The sequence below is a fragment of the Williamsia sp. Y844 genome (assembly GCF_056786475.1).
The window spans coordinates 702,587-717,320 of record NZ_JBXCJB010000004.1; the positions used below are offsets into that span (position 1 = coordinate 702,587).

The 14,734-nt window shown below is 62.8% G+C and carries 15 protein-coding genes; 7 read left to right on the plus strand and 8 right to left on the minus strand.

Going from position 1 to position 14,734, the window contains the following annotated elements; all coding sequences use genetic code 11:
- Positions 1-2: 2 nt before the first annotated feature.
- The 4 genes from AC1TQG_RS24440 (at position 3) to AC1TQG_RS24455 (ending at position 3,801) form a co-directional block, all read left to right on the plus strand.
- On the plus strand, positions 3-905 hold the full coding sequence (locus tag AC1TQG_RS24440) for a glutathione S-transferase C-terminal domain-containing protein (RefSeq protein ID WP_482141079.1): 903 nt from the start codon (positions 3-5) through the stop codon (positions 903-905).
- A 9-nt stretch (positions 906-914) separates the two neighbouring features.
- Complete coding sequence (locus AC1TQG_RS24445) at positions 915-2,090, plus strand: LLM class flavin-dependent oxidoreductase (protein WP_482141081.1); 1,176 nt, start codon at positions 915-917, stop codon at positions 2,088-2,090.
- Positions 2,075-2,791 carry a GNAT family N-acetyltransferase gene (locus tag AC1TQG_RS24450; RefSeq protein WP_482141083.1) on the plus strand — a complete coding sequence of 239 codons (717 nt, stop codon included), beginning with the start codon at positions 2,075-2,077 and terminating at the stop codon, positions 2,789-2,791. Before AC1TQG_RS24445 ends, AC1TQG_RS24450 begins: the two co-directional genes overlap by 16 nt.
- Before the next feature lie 263 nt (positions 2,792-3,054).
- Positions 3,055-3,801 (plus strand): GAF and ANTAR domain-containing protein, encoded by a 747-nt coding sequence (locus tag AC1TQG_RS24455; RefSeq protein WP_482141085.1) that lies wholly within the window; start codon positions 3,055-3,057, stop codon positions 3,799-3,801.
- A gap of 393 nt (positions 3,802-4,194) precedes the next feature.
- Here AC1TQG_RS24455 and AC1TQG_RS24460 read toward each other — a convergent pair whose 3' ends face one another.
- The 6 genes from AC1TQG_RS24460 to AC1TQG_RS24485 form a co-directional block, all read right to left on the minus strand.
- Positions 4,195-4,890 (minus strand): cation efflux transmembrane domain-containing protein, encoded by a 696-nt coding sequence (locus tag AC1TQG_RS24460; RefSeq protein ID WP_482141472.1) that lies wholly within the window; start codon positions 4,888-4,890, stop codon positions 4,195-4,197.
- A complete protein-coding gene (locus tag AC1TQG_RS24465; protein ID WP_482141087.1) occupies positions 4,887-5,216 on the minus strand; it encodes an ArsR/SmtB family transcription factor in 330 nt (109 codons plus the stop codon). The genes AC1TQG_RS24460 and AC1TQG_RS24465 overlap by 4 nt, the downstream gene beginning before the upstream one ends.
- A gap of 803 nt (positions 5,217-6,019) precedes the next feature.
- The gene (locus AC1TQG_RS24470; RefSeq protein WP_482141089.1) at positions 6,020-6,679 is read right to left on the minus strand and encodes a DsbA family oxidoreductase; all 660 of its coding nucleotides are present in this window, start codon (positions 6,677-6,679) and stop codon (positions 6,020-6,022) included.
- Between the two features lie 75 nt (positions 6,680-6,754).
- Entirely contained in the window at positions 6,755-7,747 is a 993-nt protein-coding gene (locus AC1TQG_RS24475; protein ID WP_482141091.1) for an alpha/beta hydrolase, read from the minus strand.
- Positions 7,748-7,867: 120 nt separating this feature from the next.
- A complete protein-coding gene (locus tag AC1TQG_RS24480; RefSeq protein WP_482141093.1) occupies positions 7,868-7,996 on the minus strand; it encodes a hypothetical protein in 129 nt (42 codons plus the stop codon).
- A 503-nt stretch (positions 7,997-8,499) separates the two neighbouring features.
- Positions 8,500-9,918 carry a wax ester/triacylglycerol synthase domain-containing protein gene (locus AC1TQG_RS24485; protein WP_482141095.1) on the minus strand — a complete coding sequence of 473 codons (1,419 nt, stop codon included), beginning with the start codon at positions 9,916-9,918 and terminating at the stop codon, positions 8,500-8,502.
- 65 nt (positions 9,919-9,983) lie between these two features.
- On the opposite strand from AC1TQG_RS24485, the gene AC1TQG_RS24490 reads away from it, so the two are divergent.
- On the plus strand, positions 9,984-10,229 hold the full coding sequence (locus tag AC1TQG_RS24490; protein ID WP_482141097.1) for a hypothetical protein: 246 nt from the start codon (positions 9,984-9,986) through the stop codon (positions 10,227-10,229).
- Positions 10,230-10,428: 199 nt separating this feature from the next.
- Here AC1TQG_RS24490 and groL read toward each other — a convergent pair whose 3' ends face one another.
- Positions 10,429-12,054, minus strand: coding sequence for a chaperonin GroEL (groL, locus tag AC1TQG_RS24495; RefSeq protein ID WP_482141099.1), 1,626 nt, complete (start codon positions 12,052-12,054; stop codon positions 10,429-10,431).
- Positions 12,055-12,309: 255 nt separating this feature from the next.
- Between groL and AC1TQG_RS24500 the strand changes: the two genes are divergently transcribed.
- Together AC1TQG_RS24500 and AC1TQG_RS24505 are read left to right on the plus strand one after the other, a co-directional pair.
- Positions 12,310-12,648 (plus strand): hypothetical protein, encoded by a 339-nt coding sequence (locus AC1TQG_RS24500; RefSeq protein WP_482141101.1) that lies wholly within the window; start codon positions 12,310-12,312, stop codon positions 12,646-12,648.
- Between the two features lie 66 nt (positions 12,649-12,714).
- The gene (locus AC1TQG_RS24505; RefSeq protein ID WP_482141103.1) at positions 12,715-13,989 is read left to right on the plus strand and encodes an MFS transporter; all 1,275 of its coding nucleotides are present in this window, start codon (positions 12,715-12,717) and stop codon (positions 13,987-13,989) included.
- Here AC1TQG_RS24505 and AC1TQG_RS24510 read toward each other — a convergent pair.
- The gene (locus tag AC1TQG_RS24510) at positions 13,952-14,734 is read right to left on the minus strand and encodes a DNA-formamidopyrimidine glycosylase family protein (RefSeq protein ID WP_482141105.1); all 783 of its coding nucleotides are present in this window, start codon (positions 14,732-14,734) and stop codon (positions 13,952-13,954) included. The two genes, AC1TQG_RS24505 and AC1TQG_RS24510, sit on opposite strands and share 38 nt — an antisense overlap.

The window sequence follows — 14,734 nt, forward strand, 5'->3', positions numbered from 1 at the left end:
CCATGTCGAAGTACGCCAGCCCTGTCGATACCGAAACCCACGGCGAGTACGCAATCACTCGCGCACCGGATGACACCCGGCCGGTGTATCGATTCGCCGGACGTATCAGCGGCGACGGATCCACGCCGTACCCGGCCGTCGCTGATCGCTATCACGTCTATTCCGGCTGGTTCTGCCCGTGGGCTCAGCGGGTCACACTGGTCATCGAGCTGGCCGGCCTCGCTGATGTGATCAGTGTCAGCTACGTCGACGGTGCGCGCGATGCCCGCGGGTGGGCATTCCGCGAGACCCACGGCCCCGACCCGGTGAACGGCTTCACCCTGTTGCGCGATGCCTATGACGCCACGGAACCCGACTTCGACGGCCACGTGTCGGTCCCCACCCTGTGGGATCGCGAGACAAAGCAGGTGGTGAGCAACACTTTCGATACGCTCGACGCCGATCTCGCGTCGCAGTACCGGCGTCAGATCACCGGCGAGTTCGACCTCTACCCAGAGGATCTGCGCCCGCAGATCGACGAGTTGGAAGCCTGGTTGCGAGCCACGGTCAACAGCACCGCACACGTGGCCACCGGAACCGGTTCGGCCGCCGAGGAAGCCGCGGCCACGGTCTATCAGGCATATTCAGAACTCGACTATCGGCTCGCCGAGAATCGATACCTTCTGGGCGACAACGTCACCCTGGCCGACGTCCGGCTCTGGGTGACACTGGTCCGATACGACGCTGCGGCCGCCAAGGCCGGTACCCGGCGCCTTGCCGACTTCTCGAATCTGTGGCGCTACGCCCGAGACCTGTACTCATTGGACGCATTTCGTGTCACCACCGATTTCGCGTCGTTCGGCGCATCAGAGGCCGTGGCCGACGACTGGCAGTCGCCGATCACGTCATCCGCAGCGGCTCACTAGGAGTTCGAAATGGCCCCGCCCATCCCCCTGTCGGTTCTCGATCTTCTGCCCCGCTCCAGCGGGTCGGACTACAGCACCGCAATACGCAACACCATCGACCTGGTCCAGCGCGCCGAACAGTTCGGATACGACCGCTATTGGTTCGCCGAGCACCACACGAATCCGGGGGTCCTCGGGTCGTCACCCGCCATCGAGATCGCACTGATCGCAGGTTCCACCTCGACCATCCGGTTGGGTTCGGCCGGAGTGCAATTCGGTCATCGGACACCACTCGCGACGGTCGAGGAGTTCGGCCTGATCAACACGCTGTACCCGGGTCGCCTCGACCTCGGTATCGGACGATCCATTTCTCGCCCCGCCCCGGAGACGACAACGGGATCGGAATCGGTGACCGAAGTCGCAGCAAAGAACTATCTGTCCGCCCGCGGCGGAGCGGCCCACACCGAAGACACGTACACCCCCAACGGTCTGCTCCTGCCCAAGATCTACAACATCGCCGGCGCGTTTGCGAGTAAGTCCATCACTCACCTACTCGACCTGCTCCAGCAACCCGGCGCGTACGCCCCGAGCTATGACGAGCAGATCTCCACTGTTCTTGCCCTTCTCGACGACACATATGTCAGCCCACAAGGGCTTCCCGCTCATGCCACCCCGGGAGATGGTGCCGACGTGCAGGTCTGGATCCTCGGCGCCTCCGGTGGATCCAGCGCTGCCGTCGCAGGGTCAAAGGGTCTACGCTTTGTTGCCAGTTACCACCACAGTCCGAGCACGGTCATCGATGCGGTTGAGGCGTACCTGGCAGCATTCCAACCGTCCGCGGATGTCCCGGAACCGTATGTGGCGGTGTCGGTGGATGCGGTTATCGCCGAAACCGATGACGAAGCAGCCGAATTGGCGAGCGGATATGCACCTTGGGTCCGCAGCATCCGGCGCGGCGAAGGCGCGATCCCGTACCCGAGTCCGGCCGAAGCAGCTGCGTTGGAATGGACCGACGACGACCGCGAACTGGTCCGCGACCGGGTGCTGACGCAATTTGTCGGATCGCCGTCCACCGTTGCCGACAAACTCGAGATCCTCCGGGACGCCACCGGCGCCGCCGAGCTCTCGATCACTACCATCACACACGACCACGCGGCGCGGGTGCGCTCGTACGAACTCATCGCAAAGGAATGGTTCAGCCGGTGACAGCTCAGACCACACCGGACACCGGTGTACTCGATAATGCCATGTGGGAGAGCCTGATCGGCGCCCATCTGCACCTGAGCGAGGGCACCACCCGCGCTCGCCGCTACCTCCCGACGATCTCCCCGTTTGTCGGGGTCGGCGATCTGAGCGATCCGCAGACGTGGACTGATCTCGCCGAGTTGATCGGCCCCGGACAAGAAGTCGCGCTGCCGGTCGAGGTGACCGACCTACCCGATGGCTGGGAGGTTGCCATGAGCGGCCCGGGCGTCCAGATGGTTGCCACCGACACGCTGAAGCCGAGGCCCGAACCCGAGGCAATCCAGCTCGGCGCCGACGATGTCCCCGACATGCTCGCATTGATCGGCCGCACCAAACCCGGGCCCTTCAGCCCCGAAACATACCGACTCGGAACATATCTCGGGATCCGGCGCGAGGGCCGGCTCATCGCGATGGCCGGCGAGCGCCTCCATCCACCGGGATGGACCGAGATCAGCGCCGTCTGTACCGACGCCGAGTTCCGCGGCGAAGGCCTGGCCACCCGCCTGGTACTCGCTGTCGCCCACGGCATCTACGTCCGCGGTGAGACTCCGTTCCTCCACGCTGCGGCCGACAACACCAACGCCATCGAGCTCTACAAACACCTGGGCTTCCGCCTGCGAACCAACATCACCTTCACGGTCGTGCGCTCCCCCGGCAACTGATCAAGGCATCGAACACCCGCCGACACAAGCGTCTGGGTTGTCGACGGGGGCCGGCTGTACGATCCTTGTCGGGGTACTGTCCAGCTCCAGGCGTTCACCCTGTGACCGCTGACAAATGATGACGTGGAGGTTCCTCTGGAACGGGGGCTCCCACGTCGTCGGGCTTCACGGTATCCGGCGCCTTGTGGCGGCGGATTTGTTTGGGGCAGGGGCCTACCGACTTGAACTTCACCACCCTGCAAGAGGCGTAATGGAGTGAGCAGATGGACAGTCCACAAGATCATGTCGAGTCCGGCATTCATGACCAGATCGCGCAAATGGCACGCGATCTGCATGGGTCGCGGGATCACCCGATAACCGCAGATCAGGTACTCCAGGAGGTTACCGAGGCATCGGTGGCGCTGCTACCGAGTGTTTCTCATGCCGGGATCACCTTGATCAGGAAGACCGACCCCGGCAGCGAAGCCGTACTCGAATCAGTTCTGGCCAGTGGTCCGGTTCCCGCGCAGGCCGACGCGTTGCAGCACGAGCATGGTGAAGGCCCCGCGCTCGACGCGATTTGGGAGCAGTACACAGTTCGGATCAACAATGTCGAGACGGAACAGCGATGGCCGAAACTGATGCCGGCTCTGTACCACCAAACTCCGATTCGATCGGTCCTATCACTTCAGCTCTATACCAAGGGACACGAACTCGGAGCTCTCACCCTCTATGCCGAGGTTGCGGATGCGTTCGACGCCGACACCGAAGACCTCGCAGTCGACCTCGCCACGCACGCTGCCATCGCGTTGGGCGCTGCCCGCAAGGGCAATCAGTTCCGCAGCGCACTGGCCTCGCGAGACATCATCGGCCAGGCCAAGGGCCTCATCATGGAACGCTACGACCTCCATGCGGTGCAGGCCTTCGCGCTCTTACGCAAGCTCTCGCAAGATTCCAACATCCGCGTCGTCGACGTAGCTGCCCGGCTGGTGGAGCAAGACCATCCATTGCCGTTTGGAGTGACTGAGTAGAGGCCTACGCACAGCATCGCCCTTCGGGCTTTTGTGCGCGGGGCTAAAGGTTTGCGACTCGGTTGACTGGGTAGCTAATCGGTAGGTCGGGGTTTCAGCCTCAGGCTCCGATTTAGATATCCGGGTTAAGCAGGAGCCGGGGTGTCGCTTGGGGGCCGGTTGACCTGAGTTTCAACGCCTGCTGAGTCAGCTTCCGCCGGTCCGGCAGCTCTGTCTCTCGCTTCGCGAAGACGTCCGCGCAGATCCGGATCGATCGAATAGCGCTCCTGTGAAGCGAGCGCCAGGGAACGGACGGCCGAAGTACTCTTCGAGAAGCTTCGCGCCGGGCATCGGATCGTCGACTTCAAGCTGAGGTGGCAGGCGCATCACGACAGTATCGACATGGGCGGCGTGTCAGTCGCAGCAGTCGCACTCGTCACCCGCGGCGATACCGCCCCGGTTCGTCGGCGCAGGGCAGCAGGTTTCGCCTTTCCAGGCGTTCACGCCTTCCCTTACCGCGATGGCGGCGATGACGAGCGCAGCAATGGGGTCGGCCCATGACCAGCCGAACAAACTGTTGACGAGCAGTCCGACGAGCAGGACCGCAGACAGGTAGGTGCACAGCAGTGTCTGCTTTGAATCCGCGACCGCTGACAACGACCCCAGTTCGCGGCCGGCCCGGCGCTGAGCCCACGACAGGACGGGCATGATGGCCAAACTCACTGCGGCCAGCACGATCCCGACAGTCGAATGCCTGGCCTCGCCAACCCCGAACAGAGATCGAACCGCGTCGATCGAGACGTACACTGCGAGCCCAAAGAACGAGAATGCGATGATCCGCAAGGCAGTCTTTTCGCGTGACTCGGGGTCCTTCCCGGCGAACTGCCAGGCCACTGCTGCAGCGGAAGACACCTCGATGACCGAGTCAAGGCCGAAGCCAATCAACGCCGTTGAGGACACACGGACGCCCTCGCTGAGAGCGATAATGGCCTCGATGACGTTGTAGGTGATCGTCGCGGCAACGAACCAGCGGATGCGACGTGCCAGCAGCTGCCGTCGTTCCCCGCTCAGATTAGGTCGCAGGTCAGGCAATCCGAGATCGGCCATCAACAGCACCCATCGGCTTGCGAATCAGGGCAGCACGTCGGATCGACTGCGAGAACCAGGCCTAGCAGGTCGTCGAGAGCCCGTCCGATTCGCTGGTCGGACAGCTCGTACCGGGTGCGTCGACCCTCCGGTACGGCGACGACGAGACCGCAACCTCGCAGGCACGCAAGATGATTCGACAGAATCTGCCGAGACACCCCGATACGATCAGCGAGGTCTGACGGGTAGCTCGGTGCCGTTCGCAAGCTCAACAGAATTTGTGTTCGGGTTGCGTCAGACAGCGCGTAACCGAACCGTGCCAGCGCCTCGCGGTGGACCATCGTCTCCATGCTGCCGACTGTACATGCAATTCTGTATTCAGTAATCCCTGTATCCGATAACCCCGGGTGTCATGTGCGGGTCAGATGTCGGAGAGGCCCTACTGCCAGTCGCGTGGCGGAACGTCGACGCCGCCATAGACCGTGTCTCGCTGGTTTGTCAGACCCAAGAGAAGTTCCTGGGCGGTGGTCCGGACCGAGCTGGTAAGGGTGAGACGACAACGCGGGTCGCCGCGCCGGCGAGTGGTGCTGGGTAGACCACCCGAGGCCGCCTTCATGCGCGAGCGCTCGCTCGCGGTCGCGCAGCTGTTGTGAGCGCCGCCGTCTGACGCCGATCTGGCCCAGCAAGCTGTGGGACCTCGCGGTGTCGTGCACCAGCACTCGAATCACGACGGCAATACGTTTCGCCTCGCTGTGGTGCCCACTGGCATCGGCTCCGCGCAGCTCGTCTTCATGAATTGCATCTGCTCGTCGAGGTCTGCGTGGTGCCGTCCGCGTTCCATGTGTACGTGGTCGTGACGCCACCCTCGGTCGAGGTGGCCACCGTGCCATCACTGTTGTAGGTGATGCCGTCCGGGACCAGATCGATCGGGGCATAAGTAGTGGACTCAATCGGAAGAACTCAGTCAACGACCACACCGCCAGAAGTCCACGGCCAAAAGAGGTTCCGACATTGTTGAAGCCTCGACGACGGGACGGTCTTCGGCTAGCTGTCGACACCTTCTGGAGAGGCTTCCACCGGAACCACACATACCCCGTCGACGCACGATCCTGCATCGATGTCGCCGACGAGTTCGAATGGGGTGAGTGCGGATTCAGACATTGCTGGACTCTTCGGCCTGAACCTTGTCGAGCACACCGGTGAACGTCTCGGCTGACTGTGCGCCGGAGACGCCGTACTTGCCGTTGATGACAAAGAACGGGACACCGGAAATACCGTAGGCACGAGCCTGATCGATATCAGCGTCCACAGCGTCGGCGTATTCACCTGATTCCAGGACCGCCAGCACGGCCTCCCTGTCGAGGCCGACGTCGGCGGCGAGGTCGGCGAGTTCCTCGCTGCGGCCTACGTGGCGACCCTGCTCGAAGTACGCCTTGAACAACCTCTCTGCGTACTCCAGTTGCTTGCCCTGAGCCTTCGCGTAGTGCAGTACCTGGTGAGCTTTGAGAGTCTTGGTCTGCAGGACGGAGTCAAAGTCGAAGTCGAGGCCCACCTCGGCGGCGATCCCGGTGACATTGCCGAGCATCTGCTTCACCTGATCAGCAGGCATTCCCTTTTTCTCGACCAAGTAGTCGACCGAGGACCCGGCAAAATCTTCCGGGGTATCCGGGGACAACTCGTAGCTGTGGTACGTGACTTCGACGTCGTCGCGGCCCTCAAACTCGGCCAGACCGGCCTCAAACTTCCGCTTACCGATGTAGCACCAGGGGCAGGCGATGTCGGACCAGATGTCGACAGTGATGGGGTTAGGCATTCAACTTTCAACAACCGCTGCGTGCGAGCCATTCCCCTCGCGAGTTGCCGACCGGCCAACCGTCCGACGTGCGCGTCACGCGCCCAGCGCAGCTCGCAACGTCGGCATCGAATTGACCAGTTCGCTCCGCCAGAATGGCCACAGGTGCATGCCGACCGGTTGCGCACTGCGGGTCACCGACACACCCTTGGCGCGCAGCGCACCAGTGAGCTGATCGGTGCACAGATTCGAGCCGAACTCGAGGGCCATTGCTGTCGGCGGCATCGGAATACCCTCTCCAGGACCGGGAAGACCGCTGCCCGAAGATAAATAGACCGATGTGCCCTGCAGTCGAGCCGCATTGGCGAAGATGTCGTGAGCCTTCCATTCCGGGCTGCCTTGCGGCCCCCACATGAGCTGCGACGACCCTCCCGAACCGATCACCGTGAGATCGGTGAGCGTAGTCCCCGCCAACCCCTCGGTGAAGTAGCACCCGCTATAGCCCGCCACAGCTCGATAGAAGCCCGGGTTTCGCTGCGCGAGCATCACCGCGCCCTGTGCACCACTGGATATCCCACCGATCGCCCGGTCACCACTTGCGCCCAGGTACGGCTCCAACGCCTGCGGAAGCTCCTTGGTCAGGAACGTTTCCCATTTGACCACACCGAACTTGGGGTGTTGTTCGATCCAGTCGGTGTACAGGGTTCCTGTACCACCCACCGGCAGAACCACATTGACGTTCTCATTTGCAAAGACTGGTGCGATGTTGCCTTTGTCGGCGGCGAGCCAGCTATTCGATTCCGCCTGGCCCGAGTTGCCATCGAGGAGGTACAGGGTTCCGCGGGGGCGACTACGGTCTGCCGGCAGCAATACGGTCACCGGAATGTCGCGGCCCATCGCCGCACTGTACACAGTCAATTGGAGCGTGCGATCGTTTGCCGTTCCTTGCTGCACCACAACAGCTTCGGATACGCCAAACGCTCCACCGTTCGCCGGATCGGCGGCAGCCTGCACCGGCAAGGTCATCAAAACCGTTGCAACAGACGCCAACAACGCCGTCACACCACGACGAATCAACAACTCGCTCACCGCCACCACCTACCCACTTTTCAACGCCCGACACGGTCAGTCGGTTGACGACTTGGAGAACCGCAAAACACACGCAGCCGTGGCCCACACCAGTCGGTGCGGGCCACGGCGGGCGTTAATCTACTTGGGAACCTTGACTGTTCCGCCGCTCAGCGCAGCTAGCGCCTCGAGTCCGCGAACCGCCAAATCGGTTATCGGCACAGCGATCGTTCCAACAATTGTTCCGACAACGTCACCAACACTGCCCATTTCAATCTCCTTATTCTAGTTTCTGTTGCCGTAGAGGGGGATGTTCAACTGGCGGTCACCGTCAGCCGGCAACCGATCCGACGAAGTTCCCGAGCAGGTTGTCCAACCCCAACATGATGGTGATGATGTTCGGCAGAAGGGTGTCACCGCCGGCCAGGAAAAATGCTTCGATAGATCCCATGTGTTGCGCCTACTTTCTTGCTAGTAACCGAGAAGTCGGCAGGGCTCTACACAAGAGGCCAACGACCACTCGAATGGGGAGGTACATCGCATTAAGGCTTAGATGTGATGTGTAGAACACGTTATCGTTACATTCCCAAAATTGGACCGAAATGCGAAATTCTCTCGAAAATATTTTTCACGGGCCTTGCGGCACAGCATCTTTGAGCTGAACAGTCGCACAAGAATTCGATGCGGCTTCATTCGAATGAAATTCGGCAACCTACCGAGGCGTACAGGCGGAAACTTCGCTACACCTCAGAAAATAACGACGATCAACGATGTCAATTGACTCTTACCGCCGCCGCTTGCGACAGGTCTTCCAGACTCGTTCGAAGAAGACGCACATAGCTATCAGGATCCGGCAGAGCAGCTGATGAGCTGAAGAAATTGAGGATCAATTTCCCGTCGGCAGCGGCCAGCAGATAGTGCCGAAGGGCGTCCCCATCAACCGGTGGTTGCCCACCAACAATCGCCACGGCCGGGGATCCGGCGAATGTACAACCATCCACCGTCACCGGGATATTACTGACCGTCGAGTGTGACTGGCGCCCGCGATCGGAATCGTGCGGATAGTGCCGAACCGCAAAGCCGGTGAGCCGCAGCAACCATGCCGGCGCTGTCTCCACCCGCTTACCTTTGGCGCGAACCGCGGGATAGTCACTGCGTTGCTTCGCCGCCGCGGCAGCAGATGCAATTTTCGCCAGACGGACCAGTGGGTCACGTTCGTCGACGTTGAGGTCGATCGTCAAGATCGCCAACTGGTTTGCCGACTCCCACTGCTCGATACGACGCATCGACCGCGGAACCATGGCGCACACGGGATCCCGGGGCTCTTCCCCACAGCTGTCGAGGTACGCGGCCAGCGCGCCGGCGACGATGGTGAGGTAGACATCGTTCAAACTCGCGCCCGGCACCGCGGCCTGAATCGCCTTGGCCTCATTGATCGTCAAAGTCATGAAATCGACGGAGACTTCGCCCTGCAGAGACCGATTGAACCGAGTCGCCGCCAAATCGTCTCGGATCGAGACGATCTCGCCGGATTGCTCGGCTTCCTTGACCTCCACGCCCGCCCGACCGGTCGTCGAGAGACCTTGAAAGAATCGAAACGACGTGCCGGGGAACGAGACCAGGGCTCGAGACAGCTGTGCCGCCCGGCTCATCGGTGGCGTTGCGCCCTGCACAGCGGGCGCATGGGTCGTCGAGAACAGCGCCCGAGTCAGTTCTCGGGTGGCGAGTCCGTCCATCGCACTGTGATGGATCTTGAGCGTGACCACCGTGTATCGGCCGGTCAGATCGTCGAGACCGTGTACGCCGCACAACACATGCATCTCCCACGGCGGCCTGGTCATATCCAACTTCCGCGCCAGCAGCACGCTCAGATACGACCGAACCGGCGCCCAGCCCCCGGCACCCACCTGTTGCACGGTCACGTGGTGATCCATGTCGGGGCCGTCGGCGGGTACCCACCGCGGGTAGTCCAGGTCAAATGGAGTTCGCTGCAACCGCGTGGTGAACAGGGCGGCATATCCGAGCCGAGCGGTTATCCAAGCGACGGCCTGCTCTTTGGTGACTTCCGCGCAGGATCCTTGATCAGCATCGAAGAAATAGCTGACCATGAGATGCCCGGCGTGCGTGTCACTTTCGTTGTAGACGAACTCGGCATCGCGTGGTGCCAGCTGGGAGATTGGTGTCGGGGGCACCCTGCTGAACATCACGCTCCCTCGGAGAGACTGACTACTAGTGTTGGGCACCGTATCTCGCGGAGATGAAGTTCGTTGTCGATTTCGCTCAACTCGTGGGTTGGCGCCGGATGATCACCTACCATCAGTCGATGACCGCGCTCGATGTCGGCGTCATCGCCGTAGCCATACCCACCGTCGGCGTCGCCACCTGGGCCATCGGCATGTACTTTCTCGGGCGAGTTGCCCGGGCTCGCCGCAAGTCCGGGCGCATTACCTACCGAGCAAAGACTCAGCCGAGCTCCGACCACGGCACGAGCCTCACCATGTAACGGATCCATCCACAGCCTGTGGATGGGCAGATGCGTGGGAGGCACTTTGACGCAACAGTATTCGAGTAGGGATGTACGAACTCACCGTCGGCCCTGCGACATCGACTTGTGTGCAAGGCGCGCCCGCAAAACAGAAACCGGCCCACCCCCGAAGGAGTGGGCCGGTCTCAGAAGAGAACGTAGAGCTAGAAAGCGTGGGCTAGAAGCCCATGCCGCCCATCTCGTCGCCGCCCGGCATAGCCGGTGCGTTGTTCTTCTCAGGCTTGTCAGCAACGACGGCCTCGGTGGTGAGGAACAGAGCCGCGATCGAGGCTGCGTTCTGCAGCGCCGAGCGGGTGACCTTCACCGGGTCGTTGATGCCGCGGGCCAGCAGGTCCTCGTACACGCCGGTGGCGGCGTTGAGGCCGGTTCCCAGCGGGCTGTGACGGATCTTGTCGGCAACAACACCGGGCTCGAGGCCGGCGTTGATGGCGATCTGCTTGGCCGGAGCCTCCAGAGCAACACGGACGATGTTGGCGCCAGTGGCCTCATCGCCTTCCAGGGTCAGCGCGTCGATTGCGGACTCCGACTGCAGCAGAGCCACGCCGCCGCCGGCGACGATGCCCTCTTCGACAGCAGCCTTGGCGTTGCGCACGGCATCTTCGATGCGGTGCTTGCGCTCCTTGAGCTCGACCTCGGTCGCAGCGCCTGCCTTGATGACAGCAACGCCACCGGCCAGCTTGGCCAGACGTTCCTGCAGCTTCTCACGGTCGTAATCGGAGTCGCTGTTCTCGATCTCGGAACGGATCTGAGACACGCGACCGGCGATGGCCTCGGAATCTCCGGCGCCCTCGACGATGGTGGTCTCGTCCTTGGTGACGACGACCTTGCGTGCGGTGCCCAGCAGCTCGACGCCGGCGCCCTCGAGGGACAGTCCGACCTCTTCGCTGATGACCTCGCCACCGGTGAGGATGGCGATGTCGGCCAGCATGGCCTTGCGACGGTCACCGAAGCCCGGAGCCTTGACGGCAACAGACTTGAAGGTGCCACGGATCTTGTTGACAACCAGGGTCGAGAGGGCTTCGCCTTCGACGTCCTCGGCGATGATCAGCAGCGGCTTGCCGGCCTGGATGACCTTCTCCAGCAGCGGCAGCAAGTCCTTGACGGTCGACACCTTGCCGGAGACCAGCAGGATGTACGGATCTTCGAGGACGGCTTCCTGGCGGTCTGCGTCAGTGACGAAGTAGCCCGAGATGTAGCCCTTGTCGAAGCGCATACCCTCGGTCAGTTCGAGCTGCAGGCCGAAGGTGTTCGACTCCTCGACGGTGATGACGCCTTCTTTGCCGACCTTGTCCATGGCCTCGGCGATGAGGTCACCGATGGCCGGGTCGCCTGCGGAGATACCGGCGGTGGCAGCGATCTGCTCCTTGGTATCGATCTCCTTGGCGGACTTCAGCAGCGACTCGGTGACGGCTTCGACAGCCTTCTCGATGCCGCGCTTCAGGCCGAGCGGGTTCGCGCCGGCAGCGACGTTGCGCAGGCCTTCGCGGACGAGGGCCTGAGCCAGGACGGTGGCGGTGGTGGTGCCGTCGCCAGCGACGTCGTCGGTCTTCTTGGCGACCTCTTTGACCAGCTCAGCGCCGATCTTCTCGTAGGGATCCTCCAGCTCGATCTCCTTGGCGATGGAAACGCCATCGTTGGTGATCGTGGGGGCACCCCACTTCTTTTCGAGCACGACGTTGCGACCCTTGGGTCCCAACGTCACCTTTACGGTGTCAGCGAGGGCATTGAGGCCCCGCTCGAGGCCGCGACGGGCCTCTTCGTCAAACGCGATGATTTTGGCCATTACGAAGTGATCCTCCGATAGGGGGTGACACTGAAGTTCGTGGTTGGTTTCGGTGCCCGCGACGGACGAACGGTCGTGTCATTAGGACCGATCTCACCGTTCCAACCTGGCACTCACGGTTGGCGAGTGCCAGATCCCATTTTTAGCACTCACCGGGGTCGAGTGCAAGGTATGCCGGTCAGAAGGCTCGGCAAACTCGGGCAACTTCCACTCTCGGCGCTTATGGTTGTGGCCTCGTCTGACCAAAGGACTCCGATGTTCGGTAAAACCTGGGTACCCGGAACCGCGACCATCGTGGCCGTCAACATCGTGCGGATGAGCAGCGACGGCCAGACCCCGACCCGCGAGTTCGCCGCCGATATCGTCGTACCGGGCATCGATCCGTTCCGCGCAAAACTCACCGAGCCCCGCTGGACGGCCGACTTCTGGCCGCCTGCGGCCCGTGAGGTCCGGGGCGTTCTCCGGGATGCCAAATCGGGTGCCGTCCGCTTCGACATGAAAGACCCCCGGAACAGCTTCAAACAGCACGGCGCGGCGACGGACGCCGCGTTCCTGGCAACACTCGAGCAGCCACCGAAACCGCCCATCAACTGACCCGCCCGAACTAGTTCTTCGCGGGGCTAAGGAATATTCGGGCGTCGTGGCTGCTTGAGTACAGGAATGCCACGACAACAGATCGGCCAGGTCTCGGCGTTCACGGTGATCGCGGCGACCACCATCGCGATGATGTTCTCGTCGTCGGCGCCGTCTCCCCTGTACCCGATCTATCAGGATCTCTGGGGCTTCTCCTCCTTCACCTTGACCGTCATCTTCGCGGCGTACGTGGTCGCGTTGCTTGGCGGTCTCCTCACCGTGGGATCGCTCTCCGACCACGTCGGACGGCGCCCGGTCCTGTTCGGCGGCCTGGCCCTGATCATCGCCTCCATGGTGATGTTTGCCGTCGCCGACGGAGTTCCGATGCTGCTTGCGGCGCGCGTACTGCAAGGCCTGGCCGCCGGCGCCCTGACCGGAACGCTCAGTGCCGCGCTGGTTGATCTGCAGCCCAGCGCGCGCGTCGGCTCCATCACGAACTCGGCCTCGATGCTGGGCGGGTTGGCCTTCGGCGCAATCGCGGCGGGCGGTCTCATCCAATATGCGCCGATGCCCCGCGAACTGGTGTTCCTGATCTTGATCGCCGCGTTCGCCCTGTCCGCGGTGTGCATCGCGTTCATCCCCGAGACCTCCGCACGCACCGGTTTCGCCTCTCGCAGGCACCTGTGGCAGGTGGTGCGTCCCAGCGCCGGCCTGCCGCGGTCGGTCCGTGGGGTTTTCGTGATGGCCGCCTTCGGGTGCCTGGCCACCTGGTCGCTCGGCGGATTGACGCTCTCGCTGGGATCGTCGATCGTGCTGCGCATCTTCGGGGTCGAGAACCACATGATCACCGGCCTCATCCTCGGAACGTTCTTCACCTTCGGCGCGGTGGGTTCGATGGCAACGTCCAGGTGGACGGCGAATCTGAAGTTCGGGATCGGACTCGCTGCGCTGGGTATCGGGCTGGTCATCAACCTGACCGGAACGATCTCGGCGGTGCTACCGCTCTATCTCGTCGGCTCGGCGATCGCCGGCTTCGGGTTCGGGTCGACGTTCGCCGGCGTGATGGCCACCGTCATCGCCGCCACCGCGCCCGAACAGCGGGGTCAGGTCTTCTCCACCCTGTACGTGGTCAGTTACACCGGATTCAGCCTTCCGGCGGTGATCGGCGGAATTGCGGTCGGACACTTTGGATTGCGGCCAACGGCCATCGGCTACAGCCTGTACGTCCTGTGCCTGGTGGCCATCGCTGGGAGTGTGGCCATCCTGCGCGTTCGCACTGAACGCCGGGTGGAACTCGCGCCGGTCGAGACCGCGCAAACCCTGGTCACGGCGGCGGCTGACACGTCGGGCACCAATAGATGACCCGTTCGAGGTCTGTGCCCCCGCCGAGATCTCCTGATCGGATGATGGTCCCGCATCGCCTGCACGGGCGTTTGGCCCGGCCATAGACCCAGGTGCGCTCACCGGCGCGGTCGACGTTGGTGACCCGGATCGTACGGTTGCGGTTGAACTCCAACATCTTTTTCGCCAGGTCCACCCATTCGCGGAGGTCGCCTGAATCGGCAACCGGCACTGCCGGGTGGGTCCGCCGCAGAAAGCACATCTCACAACGGAATACGTTGCCGATCCCGGCAAGCACTCGCTGGTCGAGTAGGGCCAGGCCGATCGGCCGCGCCGGGTCCGACGCGAGATTATCGACCGCGACATCGGCGTCCCAGTCGGCTCCGAGGAGGTCGGGACCGAGATGACCGACGGCTGTGTCTTCGTCCGCGCGGCGGAGGATTTCGAGTTTTCCGAGCTCGAATCCGACCGTCTGCACCGGACCTGCCTCCAGGATGATCCGGGCCTTGAACGCCGGCCGCCGCCAACGGGCACCCTTTGTGTATATCTCCCAGCGGCCCTCCATCTTCAGGTGCGAGTGCACAGTGTGCTCACCCACGCGGATCAGGAGATGTTTACCCCGGGCGACGACCTCGTCGACCCGCCCGCCGGACAGATCCACCGTCGCGTACCGCGGAACCCGAACATCGCAGCGGGTCAGCGTCTTTCCGGCCAACGCGCGATGCAGTCGCGCCGCGGCCTGGAACACGGTGTCACCTTCGGGCAT

What these genes read in the sequence shown, in the direction of transcription:
- AC1TQG_RS24440 (WP_482141079.1), top strand. Translation starts at nt 3, where the DNA reads ATGTCGAAGTACGCCAGCCCTGTCGATACCGAAACCCACGGCGAGTAC.
- AC1TQG_RS24445 (WP_482141081.1), top strand. Translation starts at nt 915, where the DNA reads ATGGCCCCGCCCATCCCCCTGTCGGTTCTCGATCTTCTGCCCCGCTCC.
- AC1TQG_RS24450 (WP_482141083.1), top strand. Translation starts at nt 2,075, where the DNA reads ATGGTTCAGCCGGTGACAGCTCAGACCACACCGGACACCGGTGTACTC.
- AC1TQG_RS24455 (WP_482141085.1), top strand. Translation starts at nt 3,055, where the DNA reads ATGGACAGTCCACAAGATCATGTCGAGTCCGGCATTCATGACCAGATC.
- AC1TQG_RS24465 (WP_482141087.1), bottom strand. Translation starts at nt 5,216, where the DNA reads ATGGAGACGATGGTCCACCGCGAGGCGCTGGCACGGTTCGGTTACGCG.
- AC1TQG_RS24470 (WP_482141089.1), bottom strand. Translation starts at nt 6,679, where the DNA reads ATGCCTAACCCCATCACTGTCGACATCTGGTCCGACATCGCCTGCCCC.
- AC1TQG_RS24480 (WP_482141093.1), bottom strand. Translation starts at nt 7,996, where the DNA reads ATGGGCAGTGTTGGTGACGTTGTCGGAACAATTGTTGGAACGATCGCT.
- AC1TQG_RS24490 (WP_482141097.1), top strand. Translation starts at nt 9,984, where the DNA reads ATGAAGTTCGTTGTCGATTTCGCTCAACTCGTGGGTTGGCGCCGGATG.
- groL (WP_482141099.1), bottom strand. Translation starts at nt 12,054, where the DNA reads ATGGCCAAAATCATCGCGTTTGACGAAGAGGCCCGTCGCGGCCTCGAG.
- AC1TQG_RS24500 (WP_482141101.1), top strand. Translation starts at nt 12,310, where the DNA reads ATGTTCGGTAAAACCTGGGTACCCGGAACCGCGACCATCGTGGCCGTC.
- AC1TQG_RS24505 (WP_482141103.1), top strand. Translation starts at nt 12,715, where the DNA reads ATGCCACGACAACAGATCGGCCAGGTCTCGGCGTTCACGGTGATCGCG.
- AC1TQG_RS24510 (WP_482141105.1), bottom strand. Translation starts at nt 14,734, where the DNA reads ATGCCCGAAGGTGACACCGTGTTCCAGGCCGCGGCGCGACTGCATCGC.